The organism is Flavobacterium anhuiense (assembly GCF_050990855.1).
In the GTDB taxonomy this organism is placed as follows: domain Bacteria; phylum Bacteroidota; class Bacteroidia; order Flavobacteriales; family Flavobacteriaceae; genus Flavobacterium; species Flavobacterium anhuiense_C.
Map to the genome: position 1 here is coordinate 642400 of NZ_CP158861.1, position 14271 is coordinate 656670.

17 protein-coding genes are annotated in these 14271 nt (G+C 33.4%); 4 read left to right on the forward strand and 13 right to left on the reverse strand.

Annotation, left to right across the window (positions count from 1 at the left end; genetic code table 11):
- Positions 1 to 18 precede the first annotated feature (18 nt).
- From ABTV69_RS03075 to pdxA, 9 genes are all read right to left on the reverse strand, one after another.
- Entirely contained in the window at positions 19 to 309 is a 291-nt protein-coding gene (locus ABTV69_RS03075) for a hypothetical protein (protein WP_433834146.1), read from the reverse strand.
- A gap of 28 nt (positions 310 to 337) precedes the next feature.
- Positions 338 to 634, reverse strand: coding sequence for a hypothetical protein (locus tag ABTV69_RS03080; RefSeq protein WP_433834148.1), 297 nt, complete (start codon positions 632 to 634; stop codon positions 338 to 340).
- A 74-nt stretch (positions 635 to 708) separates the two neighbouring features.
- A complete protein-coding gene (locus ABTV69_RS03085) occupies positions 709 to 1005 on the reverse strand; it encodes a hypothetical protein (protein ID WP_433834150.1) in 297 nt (98 codons plus the stop codon).
- Between the two features lie 351 nt (positions 1006 to 1356).
- Positions 1357 to 2703, reverse strand: coding sequence for an acetyl-CoA carboxylase biotin carboxylase subunit (gene accC, locus ABTV69_RS03090; protein ID WP_433834152.1), 1347 nt, complete (start codon positions 2701 to 2703; stop codon positions 1357 to 1359).
- A gap of 112 nt (positions 2704 to 2815) precedes the next feature.
- A complete protein-coding gene (gene accB / locus ABTV69_RS03095) occupies positions 2816 to 3301 on the reverse strand; it encodes an acetyl-CoA carboxylase biotin carboxyl carrier protein (protein WP_433834154.1) in 486 nt (161 codons plus the stop codon).
- A 23-nt stretch (positions 3302 to 3324) separates the two neighbouring features.
- On the reverse strand, positions 3325 to 4323 hold the full coding sequence (locus tag ABTV69_RS03100; protein WP_433834156.1) for a beta-ketoacyl-ACP synthase III: 999 nt from the start codon (positions 4321 to 4323) through the stop codon (positions 3325 to 3327).
- A gap of 175 nt (positions 4324 to 4498) precedes the next feature.
- Positions 4499 to 4693 (reverse strand): 50S ribosomal protein L32, encoded by a 195-nt coding sequence (rpmF, locus tag ABTV69_RS03105; RefSeq protein WP_008465217.1) that lies wholly within the window; start codon positions 4691 to 4693, stop codon positions 4499 to 4501.
- 9 nt (positions 4694 to 4702) lie between these two features.
- Positions 4703 to 5245: a YceD family protein gene (locus ABTV69_RS03110; RefSeq protein WP_433834158.1), complete on the reverse strand. Its 543-nt coding sequence runs from the start codon at positions 5243 to 5245 to the stop codon at positions 4703 to 4705.
- Between the two features lie 105 nt (positions 5246 to 5350).
- Entirely contained in the window at positions 5351 to 6400 is a 1050-nt protein-coding gene (gene pdxA, locus ABTV69_RS03115; protein WP_433834160.1) for a 4-hydroxythreonine-4-phosphate dehydrogenase PdxA, read from the reverse strand.
- 57 nt (positions 6401 to 6457) lie between these two features.
- Here pdxA and ABTV69_RS03120 point away from each other — a divergent pair, with 57 nt between their 5' ends.
- Positions 6458 to 7048, forward strand: coding sequence for a riboflavin synthase (locus ABTV69_RS03120; RefSeq protein WP_433834162.1), 591 nt, complete (start codon positions 6458 to 6460; stop codon positions 7046 to 7048).
- A gap of 31 nt (positions 7049 to 7079) precedes the next feature.
- Here the strand turns inward: ABTV69_RS03120 and ABTV69_RS03125 are convergent, their stop codons facing one another.
- Positions 7080 to 7382 (reverse strand): hypothetical protein, encoded by a 303-nt coding sequence (locus tag ABTV69_RS03125; protein ID WP_433834164.1) that lies wholly within the window; start codon positions 7380 to 7382, stop codon positions 7080 to 7082.
- A 452-nt stretch (positions 7383 to 7834) separates the two neighbouring features.
- Between ABTV69_RS03125 and dcm the strand changes: the two genes are divergently transcribed.
- The gene (gene dcm / locus ABTV69_RS03130; RefSeq protein ID WP_433834166.1) at positions 7835 to 8821 is read left to right on the forward strand and encodes a DNA (cytosine-5-)-methyltransferase; all 987 of its coding nucleotides are present in this window, start codon (positions 7835 to 7837) and stop codon (positions 8819 to 8821) included.
- Here the strand turns inward: dcm and ABTV69_RS03135 are convergent.
- The gene (locus tag ABTV69_RS03135) at positions 8818 to 9237 is read right to left on the reverse strand and encodes a very short patch repair endonuclease (protein WP_433834168.1); all 420 of its coding nucleotides are present in this window, start codon (positions 9235 to 9237) and stop codon (positions 8818 to 8820) included. The genes dcm and ABTV69_RS03135 overlap by 4 nt on opposite strands.
- A 418-nt stretch (positions 9238 to 9655) precedes the next feature.
- Between ABTV69_RS03135 and ABTV69_RS03140 the strand changes: the two genes are divergently transcribed.
- Positions 9656 to 10867, forward strand: coding sequence for a phage integrase SAM-like domain-containing protein (locus ABTV69_RS03140; protein ID WP_433834170.1), 1212 nt, complete (start codon positions 9656 to 9658; stop codon positions 10865 to 10867).
- Between the two features lie 405 nt (positions 10868 to 11272).
- Here the strand turns inward: ABTV69_RS03140 and ABTV69_RS03145 are convergent, their stop codons facing one another.
- On the reverse strand, positions 11273 to 11929 hold the full coding sequence (locus ABTV69_RS03145; RefSeq protein ID WP_433834172.1) for an outer membrane beta-barrel protein: 657 nt from the start codon (positions 11927 to 11929) through the stop codon (positions 11273 to 11275).
- A gap of 421 nt (positions 11930 to 12350) precedes the next feature.
- On the reverse strand, positions 12351 to 12962 hold the full coding sequence (locus ABTV69_RS03150) for a hypothetical protein (protein ID WP_433834174.1): 612 nt from the start codon (positions 12960 to 12962) through the stop codon (positions 12351 to 12353).
- Positions 12963 to 13375: 413 nt separating this feature from the next.
- On the opposite strand from ABTV69_RS03150, the gene ABTV69_RS03155 reads away from it, so the two are divergent.
- On the forward strand, positions 13376 to 14179 hold the full coding sequence (locus tag ABTV69_RS03155; protein WP_433834176.1) for a DUF2490 domain-containing protein: 804 nt from the start codon (positions 13376 to 13378) through the stop codon (positions 14177 to 14179).
- Positions 14180 to 14271 lie beyond the last annotated feature (92 nt).

Sequence of the window (14271 nt, forward strand, 5' to 3'; positions counted from 1 at the left end):
ATTATTTAGTGGTTTAAATTATTTTTTAAGAATGTTACCAGAAGCGTCTGTATAAACGATCGATTTTTCACCTCGAACGGTTATCTCAATTTTATACTCCTTTTTATCATTAACCCATGCTTTTTCAAGCACTACACCAGGATAAGCTGCATCTAAGCCTTTTTTTACGGCTGCCGGAACTCCATCTACTTCTTTATATCCATCCTGATCATTAACTGTTAGCACCATTTGGCTGGTTGCAACAGGGGTTTCTGCGTTCATCGACAAACTGCCTAAAACAATTGCTGCCGATAAGATTAACTTTTTCATAGTAATAGTTTTTTAGGGTTAGACTTAATTATTTTTTAATCCAAGTTCCATCTGCATTAGCGAAAAGATTTCCTGTTTTATCTCCAACAGTTACTTCAAGCTTGTATTCAGATTTTGTATTTTTAAATGCTTTAGTAAGCGCAGCGTCTGGATATGCTTTTTTAAGAGCATCTGTTACTGCTGCTGGAACTTCTTCCAATTTAATTTCTGTATAATCATCTTGGATAGAGATTACTTTTACGATTGTATTTGAAATTGGCGAAGTTGAAGCAAATGATGTTAAACCTCCCAAAACGATTGCGGCTGATAAAAATAAATTTTTCATGATAATTGTATTTTAATATAGTTAATTTGATCTTAGTATTCTTGATTTGGATTATCACAGAATCTTATTTTAGATTATTGTTTTATCCAAGTTCCGTCTGCATTAGCAAATAAGTTTCCTACTTTGTCACCAACAGTTACATCAAGTTTATACTGAGCTTTTTCGTTTTTATATGCTTTAGTAATTACTGCTTCAGGGTATGCTTTTTTCAAAGATTCTGTAATAGCAGCTGGTAATTCTTCTAATTTGATTTCAGTATACTCGTCTTCTATAGAAATCACTTTTACGTTTGTATTAGTAATTGGTGAAGTTGAAGCGAATGAAGTTAAACTTCCTAAAACAATTGCGGCTGATAAAAATAACTTTTTCATAACGTATATATTTAAATTAATAGTTGTTTACGCTTTAAGTAATGAAATTATTGTGCCGTTAAAGAAAAGAAGTATGCCAAACAGCATAAAACACTGTATTTAAAGAACTTATATCAAATATACCAAAAAAAGAGAAAACACAAAAGGTGTGTAAAAGAGAAAAAATGTGTGTAATAAGTAAACACTTAATGTGTAACCTTGAAGATAAATTCCATTTTTTTGAAATTCCTGATTACCAATTCCAAGTTTAAAGTTTCATGTTTAAAGTTTCAAGTTTCAAGTTCGGAACTTGGGTTTGGAATTTGAGATTTGAAGTAAAAAAAAAAGCCGTCAATATTGACGGCCTTTAAATTATTCTGGACTATTCATTTTAAATGTATCCATAAATGCAGTTGTATAATCTCCCGCAATATATTTTGGATCATCCATTAATTGTCTGTGGAAAGGTATTGTAGTTTTCACACCTTCAATTACGAACTCATCCAAAGCTCTACGCATTTTGCTAATAGCTTCTTCACGAGATTGCGCTGTTGTAATTAACTTAGCAATCATAGAATCGTAGTTTGGCGGAATGCTATATCCTGAGTATACGTGAGTATCTAAACGAACTCCGTGTCCTCCTGGCATATGAAGTGTAGTAATTTTTCCTGGTGAAGGACGAAAATCGTTATAAGGATCTTCAGCATTAATACGAACTTCAATAGCGTGTAATTGTGGAAGGTAGTTTTTACCAGAAATTGGAATTCCGGCAGCAACCATAATTTGCTCACGAATCAAATCATAATCAATAACTTGTTCTGTGATTGGGTGCTCAACTTGAATACGTGTATTCATTTCCATGAAGTAGAAGTTTCTGTGTTTGTCAACTAAAAACTCTACAGTTCCGGCTCCTTCGTATTTAATGAACTCAGCCGCTTTTACAGCAGCTTCTCCCATTCTTGCACGAAGATCGTCTGTCATGAAAGGTGAAGGTGTTTCTTCAGTAAGTTTTTGGTGACGACGTTGAACAGAACAGTCTCTTTCAGAAAGGTGACATGCTTTTCCGTATGCATCCCCAACAACTTGAATTTCGATATGACGTGGCTCTTCAATAAGTTTCTCCATGTACATTCCGTCATTTCCAAACGCTGCAGCAGCTTCTTGACGCGCACTTTCCCAAGCTTTTTGAAGCTCTTCTTCTTTCCAGATAGCACGCATTCCTTTTCCACCACCACCAGCAGTAGCTTTCATCATAACTGGATAACCAATTTCAGCAGCTACTTTTTGTGCATGTTCGTAAGATTCTAATAAACCGTCTGAACCTGGCACACATGGTACTCCTGCAGCTTTCATTGTAGCTTTTGCAGAAGCTTTATCTCCCATACGGTCGATCATTTCTGGAGCAGCACCGATAAATTTAATTCCGTGCTCTTGACAGATTTTTGAGAATTTAGCATTCTCAGAAAGAAATCCATAACCTGGATGTATTGCATCTGCATTTGTAATTTCTGCAGCAGCAATAATATTTGACATTTTCAAATACGATAAGTTACTTGGAGGAGGGCCAATACAAACCGCTTCGTCAGCAAATTTAACATGTAAACTTTCTGCGTCGGCTGTAGAGTAAACTGCAACAGTTTTGATTCCCATTTCCTTACATGTACGAATTACACGTAGTGCAATTTCTCCTCTATTCGCAATTAATATTTTTTTAAACATCTTATTTTAATTAGATAATTAGACAACTTTGATAATTAGATAATTTTAGATGATTAACAAAATTTCTTACTGCAAATCAATCTAAAATCTAAAATCTAAAATCTAAATTTATTTATGATGGATCTACTAAGAATAAAGGTTGATCAAATTCTACTGGAGACATATCGTCTACAAGAATTTTTACAATTTTTCCAGAAACTTCAGATTCAATTTCGTTGAATAATTTCATTGCTTCGATTACACAAAGAACATCACCTTTAGATACAGTGCTTCCAACTTCAGTGAAAACTGGTTTATCTGGAGATGGTTTTCTATAGAATGTACCAATGATTGGAGATTTTATAGTAATATATTTAGAATCGTTAGCCGCTGGTGCTTCTGGAGTTACACTTACAACTGTTGGAGCTGCAACTTGTGGAACTGCCGCTTGAGGTAAAGCTGCCTGAGTTGGCAATTGCTGTACATAAGTTGCTTCAGTTACATTTGTTTCTAAAGTTGTTCTGATCGTGATTTTTACATCATCCATTTCTAACTTCACTTCTGCAACGCCCGAATTTGCAACAAATTTGATTAGGTTTTGAATTTCTTTTAAATCCATAATGATTCGTTTTTAGTTTTAATTTATTTCTTATCGTAAGCCCATTTTAAATAGATAGATCCCCAAGTGAATCCACCACCAAAAGCGGCAAAGATAATATTATCTCCCTTTTTAAGCTTATTTTCAAAATCAGCTAATACTAATGGTAAAGTTCCAGAAGTAGTATTTCCATATTTTTCAATGTTTACCAAAACTTTAGAATCGTCTAATTCTAATCTTCCAGCAGTAGCATCAATAATACGTTTGTTAGCCTGATGTGGCACTAACCAATCAACGTCTTGATTTGTCAAGTTATTTCTTTGCAAAATCAATTCGCTGGCATCTGCCATATTAGTTACAGCATATTTGAAAACAGTTTTACCATCTTGCATAATATTGTGCTGTCTATTTTTTACAGTGTCTTCTGAAGGCGGAATCAAAGAACCTCCCGCAGGAATTTTAAGGAAGTCGCGTCCTACACCGTCACTTCTTAAATATTCATCTTGCAAACCTAAACCTTCATAATTTGGTTCAAAAAGAACTGCTCCAGCTCCATCACCAAAAATAATACAAGTTGCTCTGTCTGTATAATCTACAATTGATGACATTTTATCGGCACCAATTAAAAGTACTTTTTTGTAACGTCCTGACTGAACATACGCAGCAGCAGTTGACATTCCGTATAAGAAACTTGAACATGCAGCTTGCAAATCGTATGAAAATGCATTTGTTGCTCCAATTTCTGTCGCAACATAAACTCCTGTAGAAGCCACCATCATATCTGGCGTTGCAGTTGCCATTATAATCATATCAATCTCAAGCGGATCAATATTTGCTTTTGCAATTAAATCCTTTGCTGCTTGTATCGCAAGATACGATGTACCTTTATCAGCATCTTTAAGAATTCTTCTTTCTTTAATTCCTGTTCGAGCGGTAATCCACTCATCATTGGTATCAACCATTGTTTCTAGTACTTGGTTCGAAAGAACGAAGTCAGGAACATAAGCTCCAACAGCGGTAATTGCGGCTGTGATTGTATTCATTATATTCTATTATTTTCCTTTCAAATTAATGATAATTTGAAAAATTTTTAAAAGACCCGAAAATTACAAAAAAAAACGTAACGAATTTGTCTATATTTTCCTAAAAAACGAAAATTATAACCAACAAAAAAAACTCTCACTATGTGAGAGTTCTAGTATAATTTACAAAAACGTATTAAGCAACCGCTTCAGATTTATCGATAACAACTTGCCCTCTGTAGTACATTTTACCTTCATGCCAGTAAGCTCTGTGGTATAAATGCGCCTCACCTGTAATAGGACATGTAGCGATTTGAGCTACAGTAGCTTTATAATGTGTTCTTCTCTTATCTCTTCTTGTTTTCGAGGTTTTTCTCTTAGGATGTGCCATTTTACTATATTATTTATCCGTTAATAGTTTCTTTAATTTTTCCCAACGCGGGTCAATATCTTCTTCTTTGTTACTCTCTTCCTTTTGTTCTTTTACACTTAGCTCATTCAGTTTTGTCAAAGCTTCTGCCTGAAGACTTCCATCTTTAACCCCTGGATGAATTCTTTTTTGAGGTACAGAAAGCGCGATCATTTCATAAATATATTGCGCTACATCTATCTCGTGTTCACCATGTGGCAAAATCAACAATTCTTCATTGTCATCATTAAATTCTTCTCCAAAGCGAACAATCAACTTCATTTTTCCTTTTATAGGTAAATCAAAATCTTCGCCTGTTAGATCACAAGGCACGTTTACTGTCCCTTTATGTTTGAATTCTAACTCCAACATAGTACTTTTCTTTTCGAAAAGCAAATTGACTTTAATATCCGAATTTTGAAACTCTTCGTATTCAAAATTCTTAAAGAACTCGTTATTTATCTGATACTCAAAATGGTGTTTTCCTAGTTTTAATCCTACGAAAGGAATTAAAAATTCTTTTGTTTTGCTCATTTCAACATCAATTTGAACAATTCAGTTCTAAAACTAGATATCTGAATTGGGGTGCAAAGATATAAAATTATTACAAATCTAATAATCTTATTCACCTTTTTTTGTTTATAACTGTTTTTCTTTTATTTTAAGAGGTTTTTGGCTAATCTCCTCATACTGATTACGCGAGCGAAAAATATCGATCGCAAGATAGACTGCTTCCTTAAACGAATTGTAATCTGCCATGTCTTTTCCAGCAATATCATATGCTGTACCGTGATCTGGAGAGGTTCTTACTTTATTTAAACCCGCTGTATAATTAACTCCTTTTCCAAAAGACAATGTCTTAAACGGAATTAGTCCTTGATCGTGATACATTGCTACAATAGCATCGTATTTTTCATATTGACCGCTTCCAAAAAAGCCATCTCCTGGAAATGGACCAAAAACCATTGTTCCAGAATCGAATATTTTTTTCAGAACCGGTTTCAAAATCACATCATCCTCTTTTCCGATAACGCCACCATCTCCACAATGAGGATTTATCCCTAAAACTGCAATTTTCGGTTTTACAATACCAAAATCCTGAACTAAAGATTTTCTAATAGTTTCAATTTTTTTAGTGATTAGCTCTTCTGTCAAATGAGAAGCCACTTCGTTTAAAGGAACGTGATCTGTAATCAAACCAACTCTCAAATTATCCTGAACCATCATCATAAGCGCATCGCCTTCTAATTGCTGATCTAGATAATCGGTATGTCCAGGAAATTTAAAATCTTCAGACTGTATATTATATTTATTAATAGGAGCCGTTACTAAAACATCAATTTCACCATCTTTCAACGCTTTTGTTGCTGCTGTAAAAGATTTTATGGCATATTCCCCTATTTTCGGATCATCAACTCCAAAGTTTATATCAACTCCTTCTCTCCAAAGATTCAAAACATTTACTTTTCCCGGTATAATTTGATCTAATTTATCAACTCCGTGAAATTGAACTGTCGATGTAAAGCTTTTTCTAACGAATGAAAGAATTTTAGCATTTGCAAAAATAACCGGCGTACACAATTCCAACATACGGGAATCCTCGAATGTTTTCAGTATAACTTCGCTTCCAATACCGTTTAAATCTCCAACTGAAATTCCAACAATTATATTTTCTGCTTTTTTATTCATGAGCTCAGTTTATTTATTACTAATTTTGATGTGCAAATTTAGTAAAATAAAACCACAATGTTCACAGGAATTATAGAAACACTTGGCAGGATTCACGAAATTCAAAAAGACCAAAACAATCTTCACGTAACAGTTGACTCATCCATAACACACGAATTAAAAATAGACCAGAGTGTTTCGCATAACGGAATATGCCTTACAGTTGTTGCAATTAAAGACTCACTTTACACTGTAACTGCAATTGACGAAACCATTCTAAAAACCAACATTGGCGATTGGAAAGCAGGCGATATCGTAAATCTAGAAAGGGGAATGAAGCTTGGCGACCGTTTAGACGGACATATTGTGCAAGGTCATGTCGATCAAACTGGAACTTGCATTAAAATTGAAGAAGCAAATGGGAGCTGGAATTACACTTTTGAATACGACAAAAATCTAAATAACATTACAATCGAAAAAGGCTCAATTACTGTAAATGGGGTAAGTCTTACCGTAGTAAACTCTAAAGAAAATGAATTTAGCGTATCAATTATCCCATATACTTATGCGCACACTAATTTTAAAGATTTCAAAGTTGGAACAAAAATCAACCTTGAGTTTGATGTAGTTGGAAAGTATATTTCTAGACTTTATTCTATCAACAAATAACACTTTACATTTTCCATAAAAAAAGCTTCAATTAAATTGAAGCTTTTTTTATTTGATTTTTATATACAACTGCAGCACCTAATACTAAACCGCCAACTAATAGAAAAGTAATATTTTCATCTATTGGAAATTCATACTGGCAAGGAGCCCCACCACAATCATTAGGATCATTAGGATCTTCAGGATCCATACCATCATCACCTTCAGTTTCTGCAACACTTGTACGCGCTACTGTTTTTGCGCCATAAGGAACAGGCAATTGATGCGAGTCGGCAAATGAAAAATTCAACAATAATAAGGCAATTACTAAAAATGGGGCTTTTAGATTTTTCATAAATTCAAGCTATTGCAAATTGCAATTCTAGATAATTATTGGGCAAATATTCGTTAATAGAAATTTCTCACAAATGAATTTCTATTTCCAAAATCTTGGACAAAAGTATAAGTTTTCTGTACAAAAACAACTTTTAAACCCAAAAAGACAAAAACAAATTTTAACATTTTTTTTCAAAATTCCGCTAATCCTTTTCACGAAACGTTCTAGAGGATAAAATCCTTTTTTATTCAGTATTTACAAGACTTTCAAGGTTATAAGAATTTCCTGATTTTAGCTAAAAGGCTAATTTTCAAACCTCGTGAGAAAATTTTTATAATATGATTTACGTAAAAAAAAGAAGTTCGGATTCAATTCTAATAACATAAACGAGAATATTCTCAAATTAATATATTTGTAAAGTTAAATTTAGCACTTCGAGTGCAAATCTATTTCAACTTTCAATTAATCAAATGAAAAACCAATATACAGTCGGAAGTTTATACGCAGGTGTCGGCGGTATTTGTTTAGGTTTTGAAAATGCAGGTTTTAAATTAGAATGGGCAAACGAATTTGACAAAAAAGCTTGTGTCACTTATAGAAACAATTTTGAGCATACTCTTATTGAAGGTGATGTTATGCAAGTTGACGTAAAAACACTTAACAAAATTGATATTCTAACTGCAGGATTTCCCTGCCAACCCTTTTCTCTTGCAGGACACAGAAAAGGTTTTAAGGACAGCAGAGGCAATCACTTTTTCAAGATATTAGATTTCATTGACGAAATGCGACCAAAAGTGGTTTTTCTCGAAAATGTCAAAAACTTAAAAGGCCACGACAAAGGAAATACCATGAAAGTAATTCAGCGTGAAATCAAAAAACGCAATTATACTTTTGACAGCGCTATACTAAACACCAAAGATTTCGGAAACATTCCCCATAATCGCGAACGAATTTTCATGGTTGCTTTTGACAGAGACTTCGTAAAAAAGGGTTTTAAATTTAGTTTTCCTGAAAAAGAAAAGTTAACCAAAAAAGTTACTGATTTAATCAGCAAAGAAAAAGTCGACAAAAAATTCTATTATACGCAAGACAAATACATGTACAACATGTTAAAAGAAGCTGTTGTAAGAGAAGATAGAATTTATCAGTTCAGAAGGCAATATGTACGTGAAAACAAAAAAGAGGTCTGCCCTACTTTAACCGCCAATATGGGAACTGGCGGGCACAATGTTCCCATTATTACAACCGAATTTGGTTTTAGAAAATTAACTCCAAGAGAATGTTTTCGCTTTCAAGGTTTTCCAGACCATTATAAATTACCTAAAATATCAAATTCTAGCCTTTACAAACAAGCTGGAAATTCTGTAAGCATGCCTGTTATCGAAAGACTTGCCTCTGAAATTTTCAAATGCATTGAAAAAGCAGAAGCCAAACAATTGAAAACAGAAAAAGCTTAAATACTTAAAAGCATTATTGTTCCTTCAATTTTTGCCAGACAAACTTCTAGATTTTTTTCAATTTCTTTACTCCAAAATCGCAAAATGGTCCAGTTTTCAGAAATTAGAAAAGCATTTACTTCTTCGTCACGCTGTATATTTCTTTCAATTTTCGGAATCCAATATTCGCGATTCGTTTTAATTCTTAATTGTTCCGTTTCCCAATCTTTTCCGTGAAAGAATTCGCTATCGACAAAAATGGCAATTTTATATTTGGCAAAAGTAAGATCAGGCCTCCCAAACACCTTTTTATTATTTTTTCGGTATCTGTGACCCAGCTTCCATAAAGCTTTAGCGAGCTTTACTTCGCTTTTTGTAGCAGTACTTTTTATCGCCTGCATAGTTTTTCTCCTCTGTTCGGGAGTTAATCTATCCATCTGAAGATTAAATTTGTTTTGGATGGATAAAGTTAAGGCATTTTACAAAAAAGAAAGTTTAAATATTAAGCTGGAGAAATTTCAATTTTCACATTCCAAAAGCAATCTAAAACAAAAAAGCCTCTACATTTCTGTAAAGGCTTTGTGTTTCTAAAAGAGTGGTCCCACCTGGGCTCGAACCAGGGACCACCTGATTATGAGTCAGATTTGAATCATTTTACAATTTCTTATTTTAGCTTATTATAACTGATAATCAATACATTACAAATAATAAACCAAAAAATAAATCATTATAAATGATAATATTTGTACATTTGTTCGTCAAATGTTCGTCAAATTTTCACGCGTTTTATCCTGTTTTTCAAGGGTTTTATAGAAAATGTTCGTCAAATTTACAAATCAAATACCAAAAAAAAAGATGATTTCCTATAGATTCACATTAAAAAGCACTTCAAATACAGAAGGAAATTATTCTATTATCCTTGTCTTTATAAAAGATCGAATTAACAGTAGTTTATCAATTAATAAAACATGCAAGCATGAAGATTGGTCGTTTGAGACACAGCGGCTAAAGAAATCACATAAACAGCATAAACAAATTAATGAACTAATCGAAAAATACTCGAATCGAATTAGTGAAATAATTCATGATTTTAAATCAGATGAAACTCCATTTACCGTACAAGATATTATAACTAACTTCAAAAAAAAATCTGGCAAACAGAAGGCCTTGAGCTATACTGAATTTCACGAAACTTTGATTGAAGAAATTAAAAACGCAGGCAAACTGTCAACGAGCAGTATTGAAAAGGAAACACTAAGATCAATACAACGCTTTTTGGGCAAAACGGAAATCACTTTTAGAGATCTATCTGTCGATGCAATTTATAAATATCAATCCTTTTTAAATTCTAATAAAAATAGCCAGAGCACCATTGGTATAAGGATCCGAACTTTAAGATCCGTTTTTAATAAAGCAATTAGGAGAGAAATCATCCCCGCTTCTATGTATCCTTTCGCTAAATTTAAAGTATCCAAGATTAAGGAAAGCGGTAAAAAAGAATACCTGTCTGAAGCAGAACTCGATTTACTGAAAAAAGCAAATTTATCTGATAGCAATGATATTTTGGCAAGAGATATGTTTTTACTTAGCTATTATGGAAGAGGCATCAATTTCATTGATCTTATGCAGTTAAAGAAAAAAGACTTGTATAAAGAGACCATTACTTATAAAAGAAGTAAAACAGGAGTAATTGTAAATTTTAAATTAAACGAATTCTGGAAGCAAAAAATTAGCAAATATGCCTCTTCGGTTGACTCCTTGTATATATTCAATATCATTCATAATAATCAAGATTCCGAAACCTATATAAATAACAGAAAGGAAAAATATTTAAAACTTTATATAAACAAACCGATCAAACAAATTATTAATGATTTAGGAATCCAAAAGAACATCACTTACTATTGCGCACGGCATACATTTGCCACAATACTGAAATTTAACAATATATCAATAGACATTATCAAGGAAGCTTTAGGCCACAGAGATATTAAATCTACTATGTCTTACCTTAACACACTGCCAAGCAACACTTTAGACAAAATGATTGATGATATTATTTTTTAAGAAATATTATTCCTTTTTGTCAATTCTACAGTCTGATCAAAGCATCAAAGAGTACTCAAAATAGTTAGCTGTTGTAATAAAGCATGATTTCACTTTCTTCCTCCTCAATGCCTCGTTGAAAAAAACTATAATAATGCCTTTTTATGTTTTTACCAATTTATTTTGTTTGTGTCTGTATCCCATAAGCACCTATCTCAGACTTATTGTGCTGGATCCTTTCTTTTTTTCATTCCATTGTTTTACTTCTTTTCCTGCTCAATGTTGAAAAAGAAAAAATCAAATAAAATCAAAATGTAAGAAGTTTAAAATCTTAGTAACGTAATCTTGCTTCAAAATAACTTTCAGTTTTTTTATGAATTGTGTCCACCTGGCGGACACAATTCATCTTAGTTTTAATACTGGCGATCATTTACTGAAATCATAGCTTAACGAAACACCCAGCCCGAATTGGAAAGTTGATGCATAATCAGTAACTGCAACCGGCCCCCAATAGTAGTCCCAATAATAGTCATATCCGACCGCAGCCGACATTGACTGCAGATAAGCATGGAGATTAATTGACAATGGTGAACTGGTTTCTACTTTAACACCGCCTTTAATCTCCCACGCAAAATAAGTTCCGCTGCCACTCTTTGGTGTTTCGAGTATAGCTACACCAGCACCAGCACCAAGAAAAGGAAGCGCCTTTTGCGAGCTAGAGCCAAAATAATAAGTATAATCTGCTAATATGTAATTAATAGCACCCTTATCGTCTCCAGCATTAACTTGAGTACCTGCAGGAATAGGATTGCCATTATTAGGTATAATACCTTTTGTATACAAAGGCATTCTGGTATCAAGCCTGTTATATTTTAACTCTATCGAAGCGTTATCCATTATAAAATATTCCAAACCTATTCCATACTCAAAACCGTCTTCCACCTTTGCGTAGGAAGACTCAAAATCTACTCTGTCGGAAAAAGTATATCCTCCATACAGATTAAGCAAAAATGACTGGCTGCCTTGCGCAGAGAGCACCAATGAAAAGAAAAATAAAGCAGTTAAAAAATGATACTTTTTCATAAAATTTGATTTAAATTTATAAGAACTGAATTAATTGTTCAATACCAAAACCTCTGATATAAATTAGTAATAATCAAAAGCTATATCTAAGTTTTATTACTTTTCAAAAATTTATCGATACTAAATAATTCTCTTCTTAAACGCCAGCTTTTTTAGATTTCAAATTATAAAAAGACCATTCTGTACCCAAGAAAATTTTATGCAGCAGTGATAAGATTGAAGAGCTAAAGATTCTCCAAAAAGAAATTACACATAAGGGCTTAGTTTACCAAACTGAAATAAATTCTCATAAAAAAGAAATATCGCATTAAATACCTATCATCCAGATTCTGGAAACGGCACCATATCTTAATTAATACTTATCCTAAAGCTTTCCATTTGAAAAAGTAATGTCTGTTAAAGAAATGCTCTATCATCGGCTTTATTTGCCTCCGAAGTTCTTTGCAATCCCTAACCCTATACCCCAGCTGTCATAGGCATTCCATTTAAAATCGTAACTGGCAGTTCCAAAAACCTCCCATCCATTTGCAAACTCACAACCATATTCTAAACCTGCACGGGTTAGAAAAAAATTATCCTCTTTTGCAAATTCACCACCAAAACCCAAAAGAAAACTCCAGTGCTCATTTGGCTTGTAAATTCCCATTAAAGCAGGTGCGATTGGATAACTTCTTTCAACGGTTTCTTTATCTTCTCCGCTGGCAAGATTTTTCTCAACTTTAAATTTTTCAATAATAAAGTCTGTATGAAGTCCGACAGCCCATTTTTCATGAAGCTGGAATTTATAATCCAGTCCCCATGCAGGAAGACTTAACACTTCTCTTTTCCCCTCATCATTACGGCCTTCAAAAACATGAACATGATTTATGGAAAGACCAATCTGATGATAAGGACTAAATGACTCTTCTTTAACTTCCTGAGCCTTTAATTTGGCTGAAATGGTAAAGCCGAAATACAAAAGAAGTATAATTTGATTTTTAGTTTTATAGCAAAAAGTATTTAAAAACATATCTGATTTTTGTTTACGAAACATTTATAGAATGACTTTTATTTAAGATTCCTTTTAATATGAAAGAATATCCCACAGAAGGAAGACAAAAAATAAAAGTTGCAATGCTAAATTTACAATTATTTGACAGGCATTATTTTTAAAATTGGTTGCAGATTGTAAAATGAAACATGTTCTATAAGAGTGAACATCAAATTAAAATTTTAGTTTTTCATCAGTTTTTACATTCAAGCAATCATCGTGAAATAATTGCTGTATGCATTAAAGTTTATGCGATTTTCATTTTTACTCTGTCCCGTATTTTTGCTGGTGCAAAAAAAAAGCAGGTTGCATTTTACAATCTGCAACTTCTTTAAACCTTTTATTAAGAGATTATTTTTAGCGAAAAACCTAATTTTATTTAAGGAAAGTTCTTATGTAATCCAATGTTGCTGCATATGAAGAATTATTTGCGATTTATTGCGACTGTAATCCTAACTATTTCAGGGCAGTCAGTTTTAGGTCAGAAAGAAACGCTGAATCAGTTTTGGAATGAATATGCATTCACGCATAATATCAGCGAGAATTGGGTGGCTGAACTTGACGGCGGATTGACCTCAAGCGGAGTTCCCGATGACAACAACATATTTTACGGCATTACACAGTTCAGTGTCAGGGCATGGATACATTACTACCCCGGCGACAGGTGGAAACTTTCTTTCTTCTATGCATATTATTATAATAAAAATGTGCCGGAACTCAATCAGAACAAGGCGCCAGAATACAGGTTTGCCCTGCAGGCGACATATAATCTTTTTAAGAACAGGCGGATAAATATAAATCTTCGGGCCAGGTTTGAGGACCGGAATATTGAGAATGAGCATGGCATCTTTGAGGCGGTCGAGCGTTTTAGATTTCAGGGAAGGGCTGTGTATCCAATAAATAATGTAAAAATTGTCAAAAAGACATTATATGCATTTGTATCAGATGAACTCTATTTTAAAACAAAAAGTGAAATAAGCGGAAAAGAGTTTTTTGATAGGAACAGGGCTACTATAGGACTAGGCTACAAAGCATCTAAGGATTTCCAGGTTGAAATCTCATACGCAAACGAGTATCTTCCCCGTCCTTCATCAGATAAAATCTATAATGCCCTGCAGGTAAATGTCACTTTTGAAAATATTTTTTACAATCCCGCAAAAAAAGTTGTCCGAAAGGAGGCGGCAGTGGATGACGGAGCTCCAAGTGGCGGTGGCGGTTAAAATGTTAAAAGTCAGAATAAATCCCCCTTCATCATAACAATAAAAACTGGTTTCATTTTATAATCTGAAACAAGTTCATCGAAATCTGCAAC

What these genes read in the sequence shown, in the direction of transcription:
- ABTV69_RS03075 (WP_433834146.1), bottom strand. Translation starts at nt 309, where the DNA reads ATGAAAAAGTTAATCTTATCGGCAGCAATTGTTTTAGGCAGTTTGTCG.
- ABTV69_RS03120 (WP_433834162.1), top strand. Translation starts at nt 6,458, where the DNA reads ATGTTCACAGGAATTATAGAAACACTTGGCAGGATTCACGAAATTCAA.
- ABTV69_RS03145 (WP_433834172.1), bottom strand. Translation starts at nt 11,929, where the DNA reads ATGAAAAAGTATCATTTTTTAACTGCTTTATTTTTCTTTTCATTGGTG.
- accC (WP_433834152.1), bottom strand. Translation starts at nt 2,703, where the DNA reads ATGTTTAAAAAAATATTAATTGCGAATAGAGGAGAAATTGCACTACGT.
- rpmF (WP_008465217.1), bottom strand. Translation starts at nt 4,693, where the DNA reads ATGGCACATCCTAAGAGAAAAACCTCGAAAACAAGAAGAGATAAGAGA.
- ABTV69_RS03110 (WP_433834158.1), bottom strand. Translation starts at nt 5,245, where the DNA reads ATGAGCAAAACAAAAGAATTTTTAATTCCTTTCGTAGGATTAAAACTA.
- ABTV69_RS03125 (WP_433834164.1), bottom strand. Translation starts at nt 7,382, where the DNA reads ATGAAAAATCTAAAAGCCCCATTTTTAGTAATTGCCTTATTATTGTTG.
- ABTV69_RS03100 (WP_433834156.1), bottom strand. Translation starts at nt 4,323, where the DNA reads ATGAATACAATCACAGCCGCAATTACCGCTGTTGGAGCTTATGTTCCT.
- ABTV69_RS03080 (WP_433834148.1), bottom strand. Translation starts at nt 634, where the DNA reads ATGAAAAATTTATTTTTATCAGCCGCAATCGTTTTGGGAGGTTTAACA.
- accB (WP_433834154.1), bottom strand. Translation starts at nt 3,301, where the DNA reads ATGGATTTAAAAGAAATTCAAAACCTAATCAAATTTGTTGCAAATTCG.
- pdxA (WP_433834160.1), bottom strand. Translation starts at nt 6,400, where the DNA reads ATGAATAAAAAAGCAGAAAATATAATTGTTGGAATTTCAGTTGGAGAT.
- ABTV69_RS03085 (WP_433834150.1), bottom strand. Translation starts at nt 1,005, where the DNA reads ATGAAAAAGTTATTTTTATCAGCCGCAATTGTTTTAGGAAGTTTAACT.
- ABTV69_RS03135 (WP_433834168.1), bottom strand. Translation starts at nt 9,237, where the DNA reads ATGGATAGATTAACTCCCGAACAGAGGAGAAAAACTATGCAGGCGATA.
- ABTV69_RS03150 (WP_433834174.1), bottom strand. Translation starts at nt 12,962, where the DNA reads ATGTTTCGTAAACAAAAATCAGATATGTTTTTAAATACTTTTTGCTAT.
- ABTV69_RS03155 (WP_433834176.1), top strand. Translation starts at nt 13,376, where the DNA reads ATGAAGAATTATTTGCGATTTATTGCGACTGTAATCCTAACTATTTCA.
- ABTV69_RS03140 (WP_433834170.1), top strand. Translation starts at nt 9,656, where the DNA reads ATGATTTCCTATAGATTCACATTAAAAAGCACTTCAAATACAGAAGGA.
- dcm (WP_433834166.1), top strand. Translation starts at nt 7,835, where the DNA reads ATGAAAAACCAATATACAGTCGGAAGTTTATACGCAGGTGTCGGCGGT.